The sequence below is a fragment of the Bacillus sp. EKM208B genome (assembly GCF_011800725.1).
In the GTDB taxonomy this organism is placed as follows: Bacteria; Bacillota; Bacilli; order Bacillales; family Bacillaceae; genus Bacillus; species Bacillus velezensis.
The window spans coordinates 13,052-28,657 of record NZ_JAANHO010000006.1 but is presented as its reverse complement, the minus strand read 5'-3'; the positions used below and the strand labels follow the sequence as shown (position 1 = coordinate 28,657).

13 protein-coding genes are annotated in these 15,606 nt (G+C 49.2%); 4 read left to right on the top strand and 9 right to left on the bottom strand.

Annotated elements, in window-relative coordinates; all coding sequences use genetic code 11:
• Positions 1-84 precede the first annotated feature (84 nt).
• Genes nagA through G9F75_RS12040 form a run of 3 tightly spaced genes read left to right on the top strand, consistent with a single transcriptional unit; the run spans position 85 to position 2,742 of the window.
• Positions 85-1,275 (top strand): N-acetylglucosamine-6-phosphate deacetylase, encoded by a 1,191-nt coding sequence (gene nagA, locus G9F75_RS12050; RefSeq protein WP_094296328.1) that lies wholly within the window; start codon positions 85-87, stop codon positions 1,273-1,275.
• The gene (gene nagB, locus G9F75_RS12045; RefSeq protein WP_017418833.1) at positions 1,272-1,997 is read left to right on the top strand and encodes a glucosamine-6-phosphate deaminase; all 726 of its coding nucleotides are present in this window, start codon (positions 1,272-1,274) and stop codon (positions 1,995-1,997) included. The genes nagA and nagB overlap by 4 nt, the downstream gene beginning before the upstream one ends.
• Before the next feature lie 13 nt (positions 1,998-2,010).
• Entirely contained in the window at positions 2,011-2,742 is a 732-nt protein-coding gene (locus tag G9F75_RS12040) for a GntR family transcriptional regulator (protein WP_012118554.1), read from the top strand.
• Between the two features lie 144 nt (positions 2,743-2,886).
• Here G9F75_RS12040 and G9F75_RS12035 read toward each other — a convergent pair whose 3' ends face one another.
• From G9F75_RS12035 to G9F75_RS12010, 6 genes are all read right to left on the bottom strand, one after another.
• Positions 2,887-3,462 (bottom strand): TetR/AcrR family transcriptional regulator, encoded by a 576-nt coding sequence (locus tag G9F75_RS12035; RefSeq protein ID WP_007614041.1) that lies wholly within the window; start codon positions 3,460-3,462, stop codon positions 2,887-2,889.
• Between the two features lie 167 nt (positions 3,463-3,629).
• Complete coding sequence (locus tag G9F75_RS12030; protein WP_167409122.1) at positions 3,630-7,499, bottom strand: metallophosphoesterase; 3,870 nt, start codon at positions 7,497-7,499, stop codon at positions 3,630-3,632.
• A gap of 93 nt (positions 7,500-7,592) precedes the next feature.
• Entirely contained in the window at positions 7,593-7,952 is a 360-nt protein-coding gene (locus G9F75_RS12025; RefSeq protein ID WP_014418984.1) for a phage holin family protein, read from the bottom strand.
• A complete protein-coding gene (locus G9F75_RS12020; RefSeq protein ID WP_003151448.1) occupies positions 7,953-8,147 on the bottom strand; it encodes a PspC domain-containing protein in 195 nt (64 codons plus the stop codon). It abuts the gene before it with no gap.
• Positions 8,148-8,151: 4 nt separating this feature from the next.
• Entirely contained in the window at positions 8,152-9,249 is a 1,098-nt protein-coding gene (locus G9F75_RS12015) for a DUF4097 family beta strand repeat-containing protein (RefSeq protein WP_029973515.1), read from the bottom strand.
• A gap of 24 nt (positions 9,250-9,273) precedes the next feature.
• Complete coding sequence (locus tag G9F75_RS12010; RefSeq protein WP_003151444.1) at positions 9,274-9,600, bottom strand: hypothetical protein; 327 nt, start codon at positions 9,598-9,600, stop codon at positions 9,274-9,276.
• Positions 9,601-9,797: 197 nt separating this feature from the next.
• Here G9F75_RS12010 and G9F75_RS12005 point away from each other — a divergent pair, with 197 nt between their 5' ends.
• Positions 9,798-10,037, top strand: coding sequence for a hypothetical protein (locus tag G9F75_RS12005; RefSeq protein ID WP_003151443.1), 240 nt, complete (start codon positions 9,798-9,800; stop codon positions 10,035-10,037).
• A 49-nt stretch (positions 10,038-10,086) separates the two neighbouring features.
• Here G9F75_RS12005 and uvrA read toward each other — a convergent pair whose 3' ends face one another.
• The 3 genes from uvrA to G9F75_RS11990 form a co-directional block, all read right to left on the bottom strand.
• Positions 10,087-12,960, bottom strand: a complete 2,874-nt coding sequence (uvrA, locus tag G9F75_RS12000) for an excinuclease ABC subunit UvrA (RefSeq protein WP_021495269.1) — start codon at positions 12,958-12,960, stop codon at positions 10,087-10,089.
• Positions 12,961-12,967: 7 nt separating this feature from the next.
• Positions 12,968-14,953: an excinuclease ABC subunit UvrB gene (uvrB, locus tag G9F75_RS11995; RefSeq protein ID WP_003151439.1), complete on the bottom strand. Its 1,986-nt coding sequence runs from the start codon at positions 14,951-14,953 to the stop codon at positions 12,968-12,970.
• 175 nt (positions 14,954-15,128) lie between these two features.
• The gene (locus tag G9F75_RS11990; protein WP_003151438.1) at positions 15,129-15,365 is read right to left on the bottom strand and encodes a CsbA family protein; all 237 of its coding nucleotides are present in this window, start codon (positions 15,363-15,365) and stop codon (positions 15,129-15,131) included.
• Positions 15,366-15,606: the final 241 nt, after the last annotated feature.

Sequence of the window (15,606 nt, the reverse complement as noted above, 5' to 3'; positions counted from 1 at the left end):
CAATTCCGGCATAACTGGTCTAGATAACTAGTCTGAAAAAGAGTAAAATAAAACTAACAACTAACCAGAAAGGCGTGTTTTAAAGTGGCTGAAAGCTTGTTAATCAGCGGTGCGGACATCGTAACAGAAGAAGAAATCATCCGAAACGGATTTCTCGGTATAAAGAACGGCATCATTTCTTACGCGGGGAAAACAAGACCGCAAGAAACGTATGAGAAGGAATGGAAGGCGCCCGAGGGTTCGTATGCACTTCCCGGAATGATTGATATCCATATTCACGGCGGATACGGCGCGGATACGATGGATGCTGATGTTGCAGCTCTTGATACAATGTCCGCCCGGCTGCCCGAAGAAGGAACAACCTCTTTTTTAGCGACAACGATCACACAGCAGCACGAAAACATTGAAAAAGCGCTCGTCAACGCCAGAAAATGGGCGTCTTCCTCACCGCAGGCCCAAAAAGGCGCTGAGTTGATCGGCATTCATTTAGAAGGACCGTTTGTCTCTCCGAAAAAGGCGGGAGCACAGCCGAAACAATGGATTACTCCTGCTGATGCCGGGCTCTTTCAGAAATGGGAGCGGCTCTCGGGAGGGCTGATCAAAATTGTGACGCTTGCGCCGGAAGAAGATCCTGATTTCAGCCTGATCCGTTATTTAAAAAAACAAAACATCATCCCGTCAATGGGACACACAGACGCGGGAGCCGAGCTTTTACAAAAAGCGGCGGATGCCGGGGCGGTGCATATGACGCACCTCTTCAACGCCATGAGCTCCTTTCATCACCGTGAGCCGGGGGGCATCGGTACGGCTCTCGCCTGCGGCCGCATCACGGCGGAGCTGATCACTGACGGCATTCATTCCCATCCTCTGGCTGTAAAGCTTGCCTATTTGGCGAAAGGAAGCCAAAACCTGATCATGATTACAGACTCCATGCGGGCAAAAGGGCTTAAGGACGGAGAATACGAGTTCGGCGGACAAAAAGTCACCGTTCGCGGGGACACGGCGCTTCTCTCTGACGGGACGCTGGCCGGTTCCATTTTAAAAATGAATGAAGGCGCAGCGCTCATGCGCAGGTTTACAAACTGCTCATGGCCGGATATAGCAAATATGACATCGGCAAATGCGGCCCGCCGCCTCGGCATATTCGACCGTAAAGGAAGCATCGCCGAAGGAAAAGACGCCGACGTTGTTCTGACGGACGGACAGTGCGGCGTGCTGGCCACGATTTGCCGCGGAAACACCGCATATATCTCAAGGGAGGCTGATTGGACATGAACGTTATCACATGCAGACATTATGAAGAATTAAGTGAAAAAGCCGCATCGATTATCGCTGAAACAGTGAAACAAAAGCCGGATGCCGTTCTCGGCCTTGCGACGGGGGGCACTCCTGAAGGCGTATACAAAGAACTTGTGCGGATGCACCGCTCAGAGGGCTTGTCATTCCGAAATGTCACGACGATCAACCTTGACGAATACGCCGGGCTTTCTCCCGAGGACAAAAACAGCTATCATTATTATATGAATACACATTTTTTTGCACATATCGACAGCCGAAAGGACCGCCACTTTCTCCCTGACGGACGGGCAGACGATCTTGATGCCGAATGCGGACGCTATGACCGATTGATTCAAACACTCGGCGGAGCGGATATACAGCTTTTAGGCATCGGACACAACGGCCATATCGGCTTTAATGAACCCGGGACGCCATTTGAATCCCGAACCCATGTTGTTGAGCTGAATGAAGAGACAAGACAGGCGAATGCGCGGTACTTTCCGTCAATTGATCAAGTCCCTGTAAAAGCCCTGACAATGGGGATCGGGACGATTTTGTCCGGCAAACGGATTTTGATCATGGCATCCGGAAAAAGCAAGGCCCAAGCGGTGAAGCAGCTTCTGGACGGGCGCATCAGCGAAGCATTCCCCGCCTCCGCCCTGCACGCGCATCCGGATGTGACGGTCTTGATTGATGAACAGGCTGCGGGCGGCGATTGAAAGGATTTGACCTATGCAGATTGATAAACAATCTCCGATTCCGATTTACTTTCAGATTATGGAACAATTAAAAACACAAATCAAAAACGGCGAGCTGAAAGCGGATGCGCTGCTTCCGTCGGAGCGGGAATACGCCGAACAATTCGGCATCAGCCGAATGACGGTGCGCCAGGCGCTTTCCAATCTGGTGAATGAAGGATTTTTATACAGGCAGAAAGGCCGGGGAACGTTCGTCAGCAAACTGAAGATGGAACAGCCGCTTCAAGGGCTGACAAGCTTTACGGAAGATATGAGAAGCCGGGGCATGAAGCCGGGGAGCAGACTTGCCGAATACCAGCTGATTCAGGCGACGGAAGAATTATCTTCTATCCTGGGATGCGGCTATCCGGCAACGCTTCATAAAATCATCCGCGTCCGGCTGGCGAATGATATCCCGATGGCGATTGAAGCCTCGTACATCCCGTTTGACAAGGCGGGAAAACTGGACGCCTCCCATTTTCAATCATCCATGTATGAGCATATTGAAGCGTACAATCAGATGCCGATCTCACGTGCAAAACAAGAGCTTGAACCGGGAGCCGCTTCCGAGGAAGAAGCTGAGCTGCTCGGTATCCAGCCCGGCGCCCCCGTCCTCTATATCAAGCGGACCACTTATCTGCAGGACGGCACTGCCTTTGAGCACGTCAAATCCGCCTACAGAGGCGACCGCTACACATTCGTGCATTATATGGACAGGGTGAAATGAAACATCTCCAACCGTTACGGGTTGGAGATGTTTTTTTGATCTGCCATTTTCAAATCAAGCCGGTGAATGTTCTCTATGACTCTGTCAAAACAAAGAGGCCGGGGTTCTGGTAGCTATTTTTATAAAGAAAAGAGTCATAAAATGCTACCCTCTGTTTTGGACAATATACGGAACCTGTTTTGAAATCAGCAGCAGCGGTTCTTTGTTTTTATGAGCCAGTGAAAACATGATTGCGCCTTCAATCATCGAGTTGATTGTCACCCCGAGCTTCTCCGCTTCCTCTTGTTCAAACCCATGCTCAAGAAATTTTGCCGCAAACACATCCGTCCACTTCTTGAACACCTCAACACATGTGCATCTTAACGTTTCATTGATCAGAGCGGTCTCACCCGCCAGCAATCCAACCGGCACGCCCTCAATATTCTGCGGATCATTAAACTGTTCAGCCGTTACATGAATAAAGTGCTGAATCGCTTCTATAGGGTCCGCGAATTGAGACATACTATTCTGTATTTGCTTTTCAACGCATCTTCCCGTATATTTGATCGCCGCAATGGCGAGTTCTGCTTTTCCGTTTGGAAAGTGATGATACACAGACCCTCTGGGTGCTCCGCTCTCTTTTATAATTTGGTTCAAACCAGTCGCATGGTATCCCTGAATCTGAAAAAGATATGCAGAGGTTTGAATAATTCTTTCTTTTGTCCCGGTTTTACTGTTCATTATGTTTCCTCCTGCATATTACGAAAACCAATCGATTTTAGTATAGAAAAGGGACATAAAAAAGTCAAAAGCACTTATTACAGCAGGGCGCCGCCATTTACGTACAGAAAAAATCCTGCTGACCGTCAGATTTTCTTCTGAGCGATCAGCAGGCTGTATTTTTTTCGTTATGGGTTTGAGGCATGCCTGAAATCAAACTGATCCGGAGCCGGGCGATACGGCGTATTTCCCGTTTTGAACATCCACAGCGGTGATATTGTTTTGCCGTTGTACGGGTCCTTAACGACGGTGTACCAGTAATAAACGGAATCAGGCTGCAGGCCGTCCCAGATCCAATTTGCGGTTTTTCCGCTTTTTACGTGTTTTTTATGACCGAGCAGTTCGTTCGTATAGACGTTGCATTCAAAATAATCGGTCGCCACCCTTTTCCTCTTCGGCTGTAAATCCATTTCTGCTGAGAATTCGTCTTTATCAGCGAACAGATCGGTGTCATAGTAATTGATGTCATCCGTGTACGGCGAGTAGGAGAACATGTGAACCTGATTGGCGGCCTGATCGAATTGCATCATGCGCATAAAGCCCTGTCCCCCTTCCGGACCGTCCTGGTAGTCGGTCAGAATTTGGTGGACGAGGCGGTCCGGTTTTCCGTCCCCGTCATCGTCAAGCGCATCGGTTTTTTTCATGGCGTTATGGTAATGGCCGCTTAATACCATCGCCACATTGCGATTCGGCTTGACGACTTTTCGATAGATCGTTTCCCCGATCGGGCTTCGATTTCCGCTCACAAGCAAGTACTCATGAAAGCATAAGATGGCGGTTCGGTCCGGATACCTCTTTAGCACTTGATTGATCCAGTCAATCTCTTGTTCCCCAATGCCCCAGCCCATATAAATCATAATAAAATCGTTCCCGCTTGCCGACAGCAGGTCATAATGCCCGCGGTTATTTTTGTATGATCCGCCGTAATGCATGTTCTGTTCAAACCGGCGGCTCCCGAAGAAATCCCCGAAGGTTCGGTATGTGCCGTCTTTATGGCCGACGTCGTGATTGCCGGCAAGCACTCCGTACGGAATCCCCGCCTTATCAAGCGTCCGCATGGAGTGATCGGCGTTTTTCCACTGTTTCATCACCATTGAATCATCGACGATATCACCGGTATGAAAGACATATTTAATATTGTGCTTTTCCTTATTTTCTTTGATCCACTCCGTCATTTTGTCAAAAATGTGCGGGTGCCCTTGTGCGTAATACTGTGTATCCGACATCCAGACAAACGTATAATTGCCTTTCGCAGGTATTTGATCCTGCACGATGACATTCATTTTTGAGTTCTTCACCACATCCGCTGCGGAAACGGCGGCTTTTAATGTAAACGGCTTTTTATCTTTGGCAAGGACGCTGTCCGCCTCCTGCCAGCGGCTTGTCCGGTAATTCCAAATATACATGGTTACCTTTCGGCCGGGCAGAGAGCTTCCTTTCCAGACCGCCTCGGCCAGATCCGTTTCGTCGATAGACGGGTCAACGGAGACTTCGAACCGGTGATAAGGAAAACGCTCCATACTTTCCGCCGAAACGGTTTTTCCGTCATTTGCCGAGATGCGGTTCATTTCCGGCAGGGTAAACGGCATTTCATTTTCTTTTATGCCCCTCGGCGGTTCCGTTAATGAGGCGTGTTTATACACTTTCACGCTGCCCGGATTCCGCGCGGTATAACGGAAGCCCCGGTAAAATGATACATTCATGTCATCCTTCGTCGGGTCTTTTACCCGGACGGACAGCTTTGCTTTGTGGGCGCCGATTTTTTGATCAGCAAGCTCCGGCTGGTTCGGCTCCTCCCGTTTGATATGGAAGGTGCGGACGGAGGTTGTTTCATTTCCGGCAAGGTCTGCCGCAATGATAGTAAGGGTATGTTTTCCGGGCTTAAGATCGGCTGATGACGTGTGATGCGGGAGCGTAATGCTTTCTCCGTCCAAAAACGCTTTGACCTCTTCCACTTTGCTCCATTTGTCACGGATGTCCGCATTCAGCTCAACATTACCTTTCAGCGCCGCGCCTTCTTTAATATTCGGGACAATCTTCGGCCCCGTATTGTCCACCCGCACAGACTGGCTCAGCTGCTCCTCACCGTCGCTAACAAAAATGTGGTGATAGCCTTCCGAAAGCTTCGCCGTGTTCCACGGCAGCAGCCGTGACGTAAACAAATGATCCGGCAGGCTGAATGAGAAGGTCTTCTGCTGATTCGCCCGCCTGCCGTCACCGATAAACAGCTGCTCAGCCGGGTCCGTCTTCCCATCTTTGATCACCGTTCCGTCGGAAAGCACCAGACGGGCATGTTTCACGACAAAATCATCCCGATTCTCTCCCGTGTCATATGGAGAAACCTTTGAGCCCGAACGGATGGATACTTTCTGTGTTTTGCCCCCTTTTTGCAGCAGACGTTCCGGAAGGAGAACCGAGTGTGTTCTGTAGCGGTGAGACGGATCGTCAAAAATGTGCAGCACCTCGTTTTCCATCATGACGGTGTTTTGAAAATAAAGATTCGTTTTCCGGGCATCGAAGGCGAAATAGACTTCTTTTTCCAAGGCCGGCCGGGTCTCCTGCCGTTTGCCGTCAATCCACAGCTTGATCTTATCGGGGCTGACGTCGGAAGTAGCTTTGAGCAGATAGGTGCCGGATATCGTATCTTCGGGTTCAACATTCATTCTGAGTCCGTGTGATTTGCTCGTCTGTTCAATGTCAATCATCTTGACGGGCGTTTTTGCTTCATTTTCTCCATCACTGGCTGCGATATAATACTCAAGCTGATCCTGGCCGAGCAGTTCCGGGGAATAAAGAATGTGATGGTATAAGCTGTCGTTGCGGTCTTTTTCGGCCAGAATTCGTTTGAATGGTTTTTTCTCATTGGTCCGGTAATAAAACGCGGCTGTTTTGACAAGGTTTTTGTCTTTTATGTCAGCCTTTAATTCAATGCTTTCAGCGGGCCGGACGGGCTTTCTGTCTGTAAGGTCTTCGATGACCGGTTTTTCCTTGTCGGGTTTTATCACCCTTTTCTGCTGCGGGATCTGCGCCTGAAAAACAGAGCCCGGTGACGGCTTATGCTCACTCGTGGAGATCCTCAGCAATTCTCCCGTTCCGTTCAGCGGATATTTGTACAGCAAAGAAGTCAGCCGGCGGAAAGCGTGTTTCCGGTAATGCGCTGAGGCGATACCCTTTCCGGTATTTGCCGACAGCACCACCGTACGCGGGCGGCCGTTGGACATTCCGTCCGTCCCTTCGATGACGGCGAGATGTTCTCCCTCCTTCAGGCGTGTCCCGTAATAGCGGTTGAAATCATCTATCGTCAGTTCTGATGCGGCGCGTCTCAGCCAAAACACGTAAGTCCCGCCTGACGGAATGACGGTATCTTCTTTCGGCCTCCATATCATATCTGATTCCGGCCCTTCCTTCGGATAGCGGTAGCGGATGTGATAGTCTTTAGAATGAATGGGCCTGTCCGTCGTGTTATACACCTCGATAAATTCATAGGCATCAGTGCCGTCTTCATTTTTCGTATCAACCGCAAGCTCCGTAATCATCAGCTCGGGAATATGATTCAAATCGGCTTGATAGCCGTCCAGCTTCAGCCGCTTTTTCTCCGATTCCGCCCGTTGTCTGCCGTTGGTGAATACGAGGTAATATTCCAATTCTCCATTCCAGATATCCCGCTTTGAAACCTGGGCCGTAAACAGCCGGATTGCGCCTGGCGCGGGCTCCATCGGCACCATTTTAAACCCCAGCTCATTGCTTTGTTTATAAAAAAGAAACGCCGAAAACGCTTGATAGTCAGCATTCCGTACATGAGCCTGTATGAACAGGTTTCTTTTCATTTCCGCCTTTACTTCGATTTGGGGAGGATTCTCCAGAAGCGGTATGTAATGAGGCGGCTGTCCGAATTCCTGCTGATTCACGGGGATTGCCGATTCTTTGCGCGCCGCATCCGCAGAAGGACTTACACAAAGCAAACCAATCAGAAAAAAGAGCGTCATCACAAGTTTCATCTCATTACCTCCCTATGCATTATGTTGCGTCAGGAGGCCGCCGCTTATGTAAACCGCACATAAAAAAGCTGCCCTCTCGGGACAGCTCGTTTTTTACCCTTTTCTAAGCGGCTCCAATATGCCTTTTTGAATCAGCAAGTGGAAAACGGACAGCACGACGGATGCCCAAATGGCGGTGCCGAACCCGTCAATCTGAAAGCTGTCTCCCATCAAGGCTGCGGTCATCATTAACGTAATGGCGTTGATGACAAACAGAAAGAGGCCGAGGGTCACAACCGTGACGGGCAATGTCAATATGACGATGATCGGTTTGATCAGCACATTTAACACAGAAAGAATCACACTGGCGATGACAGCCGCTCCGATACTGCTGATATGGACGGAATCAAAATATCCCGCGATAACGATTAATAATAACGCATTTACTAAAATGCTGACTGCCCATTTGATCATTTATTTCAAATCTCCTTCTAAAGGTACGACAAAACACCAGATAATATATACAATCGGCACGATTCCGCTCGTGACAAGCGCTAATACAACGGTGATAATGCGCAAAAGCGACGCATCCATATTGATGTACTCCGCCAAACCGCCGACGACACCGGCGATTTTACGGTTTTTTTCTGAACGGTAAAGTCTTTTCATCCAATCACCTCTGAGTATGCTTGAGCTTAATGGCTCCTGTTAACGATTCTGAGAAAATCGAGAGATGCTGATCATGGCCTTGATTTGATGCCAGCATCAGTTCTTTTTGAATGGTATCATTCTTTTCCTTTAAAATTTCCGCATCAATCAGCTCATGGCTGAGAGAGCCGAGATTGCTTTTCAGCTCCGCTTTCACCGCCGAATCATCAGGCAGAGCGATCTCCACGTTTCCGGTCGTCGTTTTCGTGTAGATGGAGCGGCAGTGCGGCGCTGTCACGGTAAGCATGATATTGCCGTTAAAGCTTTGAACGTCAATGGATTCACTCGATCCGCGCAAATCAATCAAGCCGTTGATCGTTTCCGCTTCAATCGCGCCGCATTGATGTCCGGCCAGCTTGATTTGTCCGTTAGCCGTTTCCGCCGACGCTTTATCAGCCGTCAAATGAGAGAATGACAGTACGCCGTTTGTCGTTTTCGCCGAGAATTCTTTTACATGTAAATGTTCCCCTCTGATCGGTCCGTTAAACAGCTTCACTCTTATCTTATCGTACTCTTTCTGGGGAACATAAAGCGTGACATTCGTTTTCATCGTTTTCTTTTCCGTGCGGACAAAAAACTTATTGCCCTTCACTTCACACTCAATGTGCTGAAGAAATGCGGTGCGCGCCGCCTCCTGACTGTCCGCCCGGTACACTTTCGCCTGGCACTCCGCTCTGATATCTTCATCCGCCCACGGCACGATATTGACGCTGCCGTTTGCGATCTGCATATCAATGGCCGAGAATTCACTGTCTTTAAATTGAAAAATATGCTGCACTTCGTGTGCGTGGCCGAAATTCAGGTCAAGATCCGCTTCCTTCACTTTTTTGACGGCAGAATCAATCCAGTCGAACAGCTTCGCCCCGAGCGACGGCTTTTGGCTTCCTTTTGCCCCGCTTTCGAAACCTTCCGCAGGTTCCTGGACCTCCGCAGATAATGCGGTGATCTGCTCTTCTTTTTCTTTATATTCATGATCCAGTTTTTCAATGAGCGTCAGTGCTTCCTGCGCCGTCAGCATGCCGTCTTCCACAAGCTTTAAAATCCGTTCTTTCTCCTGTTTCATACAAAACTCCTCCCCCGACTTTTCTTACACCTGGCGTAACACCTTAATTCCCTGCACGATATTCCAAATGACCATTCCGATGAGGATCAGAAAATAAACAGCTGCTCCTGTTATCATAACAAAAACGGGCACCATACTCTCCCCTTGAGCCGTAATCAATCCGCCGACAACACCCGCGGTCACAATCAGCAATCCCGCAAACGGAATGATATGGGAAATCAGAGCGCGCATGGCATGCCGCTTCGTCTCTTTTTCATCGACGACAAAGTAAGCCACAATCGGAAGAATGAGCGGCGCGAGAAACACGCTGAAATAACAGATTGATGCAATAATCGCTTGATTTCGGTTCAATAAAAACACTCCCTGTGCCGTAATGTAAAAACCCTTCCTTATACATACGTATGACGAATGGGCGGGTTTCATTTTCATGCTAAGGACATGCTTCGTTATACGTAATTTTTGATTTCAGAGATTTCACTATAGAATCTTTTCCCCGAACCGATTACAATATGTAACAAAGCCTGACCGTATGCAAGGAGGACATACAAATGGAGAAAGATCCCGAAAACGCCCAAGTAACGGAAGAGAGTCTTCGAAATTTAATTCGCGAACAGAAAAGAATGAACAGCGAAATGCTGGCTGAATTGGAACAGATCAAAGCAGCCCCTCTTCCCATTTCCCATGATATCCAATATATAAAAGTGCTGCTGGACAGCAGCAGCACCCATATTCTGCAGGACTTAATGCATTTAAGCAGACAGCTTCCCCAACAGAAAAAAAGCCTGTAACAACAACAGCCCAAAACGCGATGAGTTTTGGGCTGTTTTTATTGATCTATTACGTGGCTGCCGTTTCTTTTTCGGCCAGCAATGTTTTCATTCGTTTTCTATCACGTTCCATTACCGGTTTCAGATAGCGGCCCGTATATGATTCTTTCACTTCGACAACTTCTTCAGGCGTCCCGGAGGCTACGATCATGCCGCCGCCCGCTCCGCCTTCAGGTCCCAGATCGACGATGTAGTCCGCCGTTTTAATGATATCGAGATTATGTTCAATGACCAAAACGGTATCTCCGTTATCGACGAGTCTTTGAAGCACAACCAAAAGCCTTGCGATATCATCAACGTGGAGGCCTGTCGTCGGTTCGTCCAAAATATACAGCGTCCGGCCGGTGGAACGCTTATGCAGTTCGGAAGCAAGCTTGACGCGCTGCGCTTCTCCGCCTGACAGCGTCGTCGCCGGCTGGCCGAGCGTCACATACCCGAGTCCGACATCGGCAAGCGTTTGAAGCTTGCGTTTGATTTTCGGGATATTTTCAAAGAAAGACAGAGCATCTTCCACCGTCATATCCAGAACGTCAGAAATGCTTTTTCCTTTGTATGTGACCTCCAGCGTCTCCCGGTTGTAACGTTTGCCGTGGCACACTTCACACGGAACGTACACGTCAGGAAGGAAGTGCATCTCAATTTTGATGATGCCGTCGCCGCGGCAGGCCTCACAGCGCCCGCCTTTTACATTAAAACTGAACCGGCCTTTTTTATAGCCGCGCACCTTTGCTTCATTTGTCTGCGCGAAGACATCGCGGATATCATCAAACACGCCCGTGTAAGTTGCCGGGTTTGATCTCGGTGTCCGGCCGATCGGCGCCTGGTCGATGTCGATCACCTTATCAAGGTGGTCAAGGCCTTTGATTTCTTTATGGCTTCCCGGTTTCGCTTTGGCTTTATGAAGCTTTTGCGCAAGCGCCTTATGCAGAATTTCATTCACAAGCGTGCTTTTTCCGGAACCGGACACACCTGTCACCGCCGTAAAAGTGCCGAGCGGGAATTTGGCGTTCGCTTTTTTCAGGTTGTTTTCTGAAGCGCCTTTGATTTCAATGAACCGGCCGTCAGGCTTTCTTCTCTCCGGAGGCATAGGGATGAATTGAGCCCCTGACAAATAACGTCCGGTCAGAGAGTCCGCATCATTCATCACTTCTTCAGGCGTCCCCGCCGATATGACGCGGCCGCCGTGAATGCCGGCGCCGGGACCGATATCTATCAAATAATCGGCAGCCATCATCGTATCTTCATCATGCTCCACGACAATCAGTGTGTTGCCGAGATCCCTCATGTTTTTCAGCGCGCTGATCAGACGGTCATTGTCACGCTGGTGAAGGCCGATGGACGGCTCATCAAGAATGTACAGGACGCCTGACAAACGGGAGCCGATCTGCGTCGCAAGCCTGATGCGCTGGGCTTCTCCGCCTGACAGCGTTCCCGCCGCCCGGCTCAGCGTCAGGTAATCAAGACCGACTTTATCTAAGAAGCTGAGCCGCTCCACAATCTCTCTTAAAATTAAATCGGCAATCTGCATATCTTTCTCAGACAGCGTCAGGTTTTTGAAAAATTCCAGCGCATCGCCGACGGAAAGCTCGGTAATGGTGCCGATGTGGCGCCCGTTTACCAAAACGGCAAGCGCTTCTTTCTTCAGCCGGTAGCCTTTGCACGTCGGGCACGGCTTCTGTGACATGTACTGCTCCATCTGTTCACGGATATAATCGGAGCTTGTCTCCTTATACCGTCTCTCGATATTGCGCAGCACACCTTCAAATTCAATTTCATTTTCGCGCACTTGTCCGAAATCATTCTCGTATTTAAAGTAGATCCGTTCATCGCCGCTGCCGTACAGCACTTTATCAAGCTGATGCTTCGGCAGGTCTTTGACCGGAGTCTCCATATCAATGCCGTAATGGCGGCAGACCGCCTGAAGCAGCTGCGGATAATATTGTGAACTGATCGGCGTCCACGGCGCGATGGCGTGTTCTTTTAATGACAGCTCAGGATTGGGAATGACGAGCTCAGGGTCCACTTCCAGCTTCAGGCCGAGACCGTCACAAGTCGGGCAGGCGCCGAACGGGCTGTTAAACGAAAACAGCCGGGGTTCAAGCTCTCCGATAGAAAAACCGCACAGCGGACAGGCGTGATGCTCGCTGAACATCAGCTCCTCCTGACCGATGATATCTATCATGACACGGCCTTCCCCTAAGCGGAGCGCGGTTTCCAGTGAGTCGGAAAGCCGGGCGGCAACCCCTTCCTTGACGACAATCCGGTCAATGACTACTTCAATGGAATGCTTTTTGTTTTTTTCAAGTTCAATATCGTCGGAAAGCTCGGCCATTTCTCCGTCAATCCGCACCCTTACGTAACCTTGCTTTCTGATTTGGTCAAGCACTTTGACATGGGCGCCTTTTCTGCCTGAGATGATCGGCGCAAGCACTTGAAGCTTCGTCCGCTCCGGATATTCAAGAATCCGGTCAACCATCTGTTCAATCGTTTGCGACGTAATTTCAATGCCGTGCTCCGGGCAGTGCGGCTTCCCGACTCTCGCGTACAGCAGCCGGAGATAATCATAAATCTCCGTTACCGTTCCGACGGTTGACCGCGGATTGCGGCTTGTTGTTTTCTGGTCAATGCTGATCGCCGGAGAAAGCCCTTCGATCGCATCAACGTCCGGCTTATCCATCTGTCCTAAAAATTGGCGCGCATAGGCAGAAAGCGATTCAACATACCGCCTCTGTCCTTCCGCGTAAATGGTGTCAAAGGCAAGGGATGATTTTCCCGATCCGGACAGCCCCGTCACGACGACGAGCTGATCCCGCGGAATCGTTACATCAATGTTTTTTAAATTGTGCGCCCTTGCGCCTTTCACCTCGATCCGGTCAATTGCCATGTGTTCATCATCCTTCCGCTTTAAGCTCTAACAGTAAATCACGAAGCTCTGCCGCCCGCTCGAAATCAAGCGCTCTGGCCGCTTCTTTCATTTCGTGCTCCATTTGCTCAACGACTTTCTGGCGTTCTTTCTTCGTCATCTTCGCCAGTTTAGGCGCGGCTTTTGTTTTATATTCTTCTTTATCCTCAGCGGCCTGCGTCGCGCGGATCACATCGCGGATTTCCTTATTGATCGTTTGCGGCGTAATGCCGTGAATTTCGTTAAAGCGCTCCTGCTGTTCCCGGCGGCGCTTCGTTTCATTAATCGCGATTTCCATCGAATTCGTGATTTTATCGGCATACATGATGACGCGGCCTTCCGCGTTTCGTGCCGCCCGTCCGATCGTCTGAATCAGCGAACGTTCAGAACGGAGGAAGCCTTCTTTATCCGCATCGAGAATGGCGACAAGTGACACTTCCGGAATATCAAGCCCTTCCCTCAGCAGGTTGATGCCGATTAACACATCATGTTTTCCGAGGCGGAGGTCACGGATGATTTCAATCCGTTCAAGCGTCTTAATCTCGGAATGCAGATAATTGACCTTGATGCCGATTTCCTTGAGATAATCGGTCAGATCCTCTGACATTTTTTTCGTTAAAGTCGTCACGAGAACGCGTTCATTCCGTTCAATCCTCGCCTGTATCTCGCCGATCAGATCATCAATCTGTCCTTCGATCGGCCGGACGTCAATGAGGGGATCGAGGAGTCCCGTCGGTCTGATGATCTGCTCGATCATTTCCGGCGTATGCTCAATTTCATACGGTCCCGGAGTCGCCGACACGTACACGATATTGTGCATGTGTTTCTCAAATTCCTCGAATCGGAGCGGACGGTTGTCAAGCGCTGACGGCAGGCGGAACCCGTGATCGACAAGCACCTGTTTTCTCGCCTGGTCACCGTTGAACATGCCGCGCACCTGCGGAATCGTCACATGTGATTCATCAACGACAATCATAAAATCGTCCGGAAAATAATCAAGCAGCGTATACGGCGTAGAGCCCGGCGGACGGAGTGTCAAATGTCTTGAATAGTTCTCGATCCCTGAGCAAAAACCCATTTCCCGCATCATTTCAAGATCATATCTCGTCCGCTGCTCAAGCCGCTGCGCTTCAAGGAGCTTGCCGTTTTCGTGCATCACTTTCAAGCGCTCCTCAAGCTCCTGTTCAATATTCAGAATCGCTTTTTCCATCTTTTCCGCACGGGTGACGAAGTGGGAAGCCGGGAAAATCGCGACATGGTCACGGTCGCCGAGAATTTCTCCGGTCAAAGCGTCGACCTCTCTGATCCGCTCAATTTCATCTCCGAAAAATTCCACTCTGATACAATGTTCGTCACGGGAAGCCGGGAAGATTTCCACAACGTCTCCGCGCACGCGGAACGTACCGCGCTGAAAGTCGATATCATTGCGGGCATACTGGATATCCACAAGCTTTCTCAGCAGCTCGTTCCGCTCAATCTCCATTTCCGGCCTGAGCGACACAACCATTTCCCGGTATTCTTCAGGCGAACCGAGACCGTATATGCATGACACACTCGCGATAATAATGACATCTCTCCGTTCAAACAGAGAGGACGTCGCGGAGTGTCTCAGTTTATCAATTTCATCATTAATGCTTGCGTCTTTCTCTATAAAAGTATCCGTTTGAGGCACGTACGCCTCCGGCTGATAGTAATCGTAATAGCTGACAAAATATTCGACAGCATTGTTCGGGAAAAACTCCTTAAACTCGCTGTACAGCTGTCCGGCAAGGGTTTTGTTATGGGCAATGACCAGTGTCGGTTTATTCACTTCTTTAATCAGATTGGACACGGTAAAGGTTTTGCCCGTCCCTGTCGCACCCAGGAGAGTCTGGTGTTTTCTGCCTTCCTGTATGCCTTTGACAAGCTTCTCAATCGCTTGCGGCTGATCTCCCTGGGGCTGATATTTCGAGACTAACTCAAAACGATCTTTCACAAAAAAGCCTCCGTTTCTTTACGAAATCTTCCTATTGATATAGTAACACAATGACGGGCAAAATCACTAAAAATACGAACTAAAGTTCGATGGTTTGTTTTTACCAAGTCAATTTTTGTATAAAAAACCTGCTTTTATGGCGTAAAAGCAGGCATTCTATTTCATATTCACCATGTCAGGCATTGTCTTTCTTTTTGTCTGCTTCTTTTTTGGCCATGTACAGCCCTCCGGCCACCAGCGATACGACATCCAATCCAACGATAAAATACGTTTCGGTGTAACCCTTTAAATAGGATGCGAAAAGCAGTGCGGCTGTGAGAGCGATCGCCACATAGTGGTTAAACGTGACGCGCGTAAAAAGGACGACCAGCATAAAAGGGAAACATAATGCAAAAACGGCTTTTGTAATCACAAAAACCCTCCTCGGGAATTCTTCATCTCATCTGATTATAGTAAAAAATGAAGAATCGGACAATCGTTCCCCTGCTATCACAATACCCTTTTTCAGCAGTCTTCAATCATCTGTCAAAAAAATTGTGAATATAAATCCATTGAACCATTAACCAGATGAATCGAATTACCTTTCTTCAGCCGAAAGGATGAGAAGGTTTAGGTCTTTGTATCTTTGACAGTTTCTTCCTCCCTCTTTACAA

Excerpts from the sequence above, each read along its gene's own strand:
- G9F75_RS12005 (WP_003151443.1), top strand. The coding sequence starts at position 9,798 with ATGGAGAAAGATCCCGAAAACGCCCAAGTAACGGAAGAGAGTCTTCGA.
- G9F75_RS12015 (WP_029973515.1), bottom strand. The coding sequence starts at position 9,249 with ATGAAACAGGAGAAAGAACGGATTTTAAAGCTTGTGGAAGACGGCATG.
- uvrA (WP_021495269.1), bottom strand. The coding sequence starts at position 12,960 with ATGGCAATTGACCGGATCGAGGTGAAAGGCGCAAGGGCGCACAATTTA.
- nagB (WP_017418833.1), top strand. The coding sequence starts at position 1,272 with ATGAACGTTATCACATGCAGACATTATGAAGAATTAAGTGAAAAAGCC.
- G9F75_RS12025 (WP_014418984.1), bottom strand. The coding sequence starts at position 7,952 with ATGATCAAATGGGCAGTCAGCATTTTAGTAAATGCGTTATTATTAATC.
- G9F75_RS12040 (WP_012118554.1), top strand. The coding sequence starts at position 2,011 with ATGCAGATTGATAAACAATCTCCGATTCCGATTTACTTTCAGATTATG.
- G9F75_RS12030 (WP_167409122.1), bottom strand. The coding sequence starts at position 7,499 with ATGAAACTTGTGATGACGCTCTTTTTTCTGATTGGTTTGCTTTGTGTA.
- G9F75_RS12035 (WP_007614041.1), bottom strand. The coding sequence starts at position 3,462 with ATGAACAGTAAAACCGGGACAAAAGAAAGAATTATTCAAACCTCTGCA.
- G9F75_RS12020 (WP_003151448.1), bottom strand. The coding sequence starts at position 8,147 with ATGAAAAGACTTTACCGTTCAGAAAAAAACCGTAAAATCGCCGGTGTC.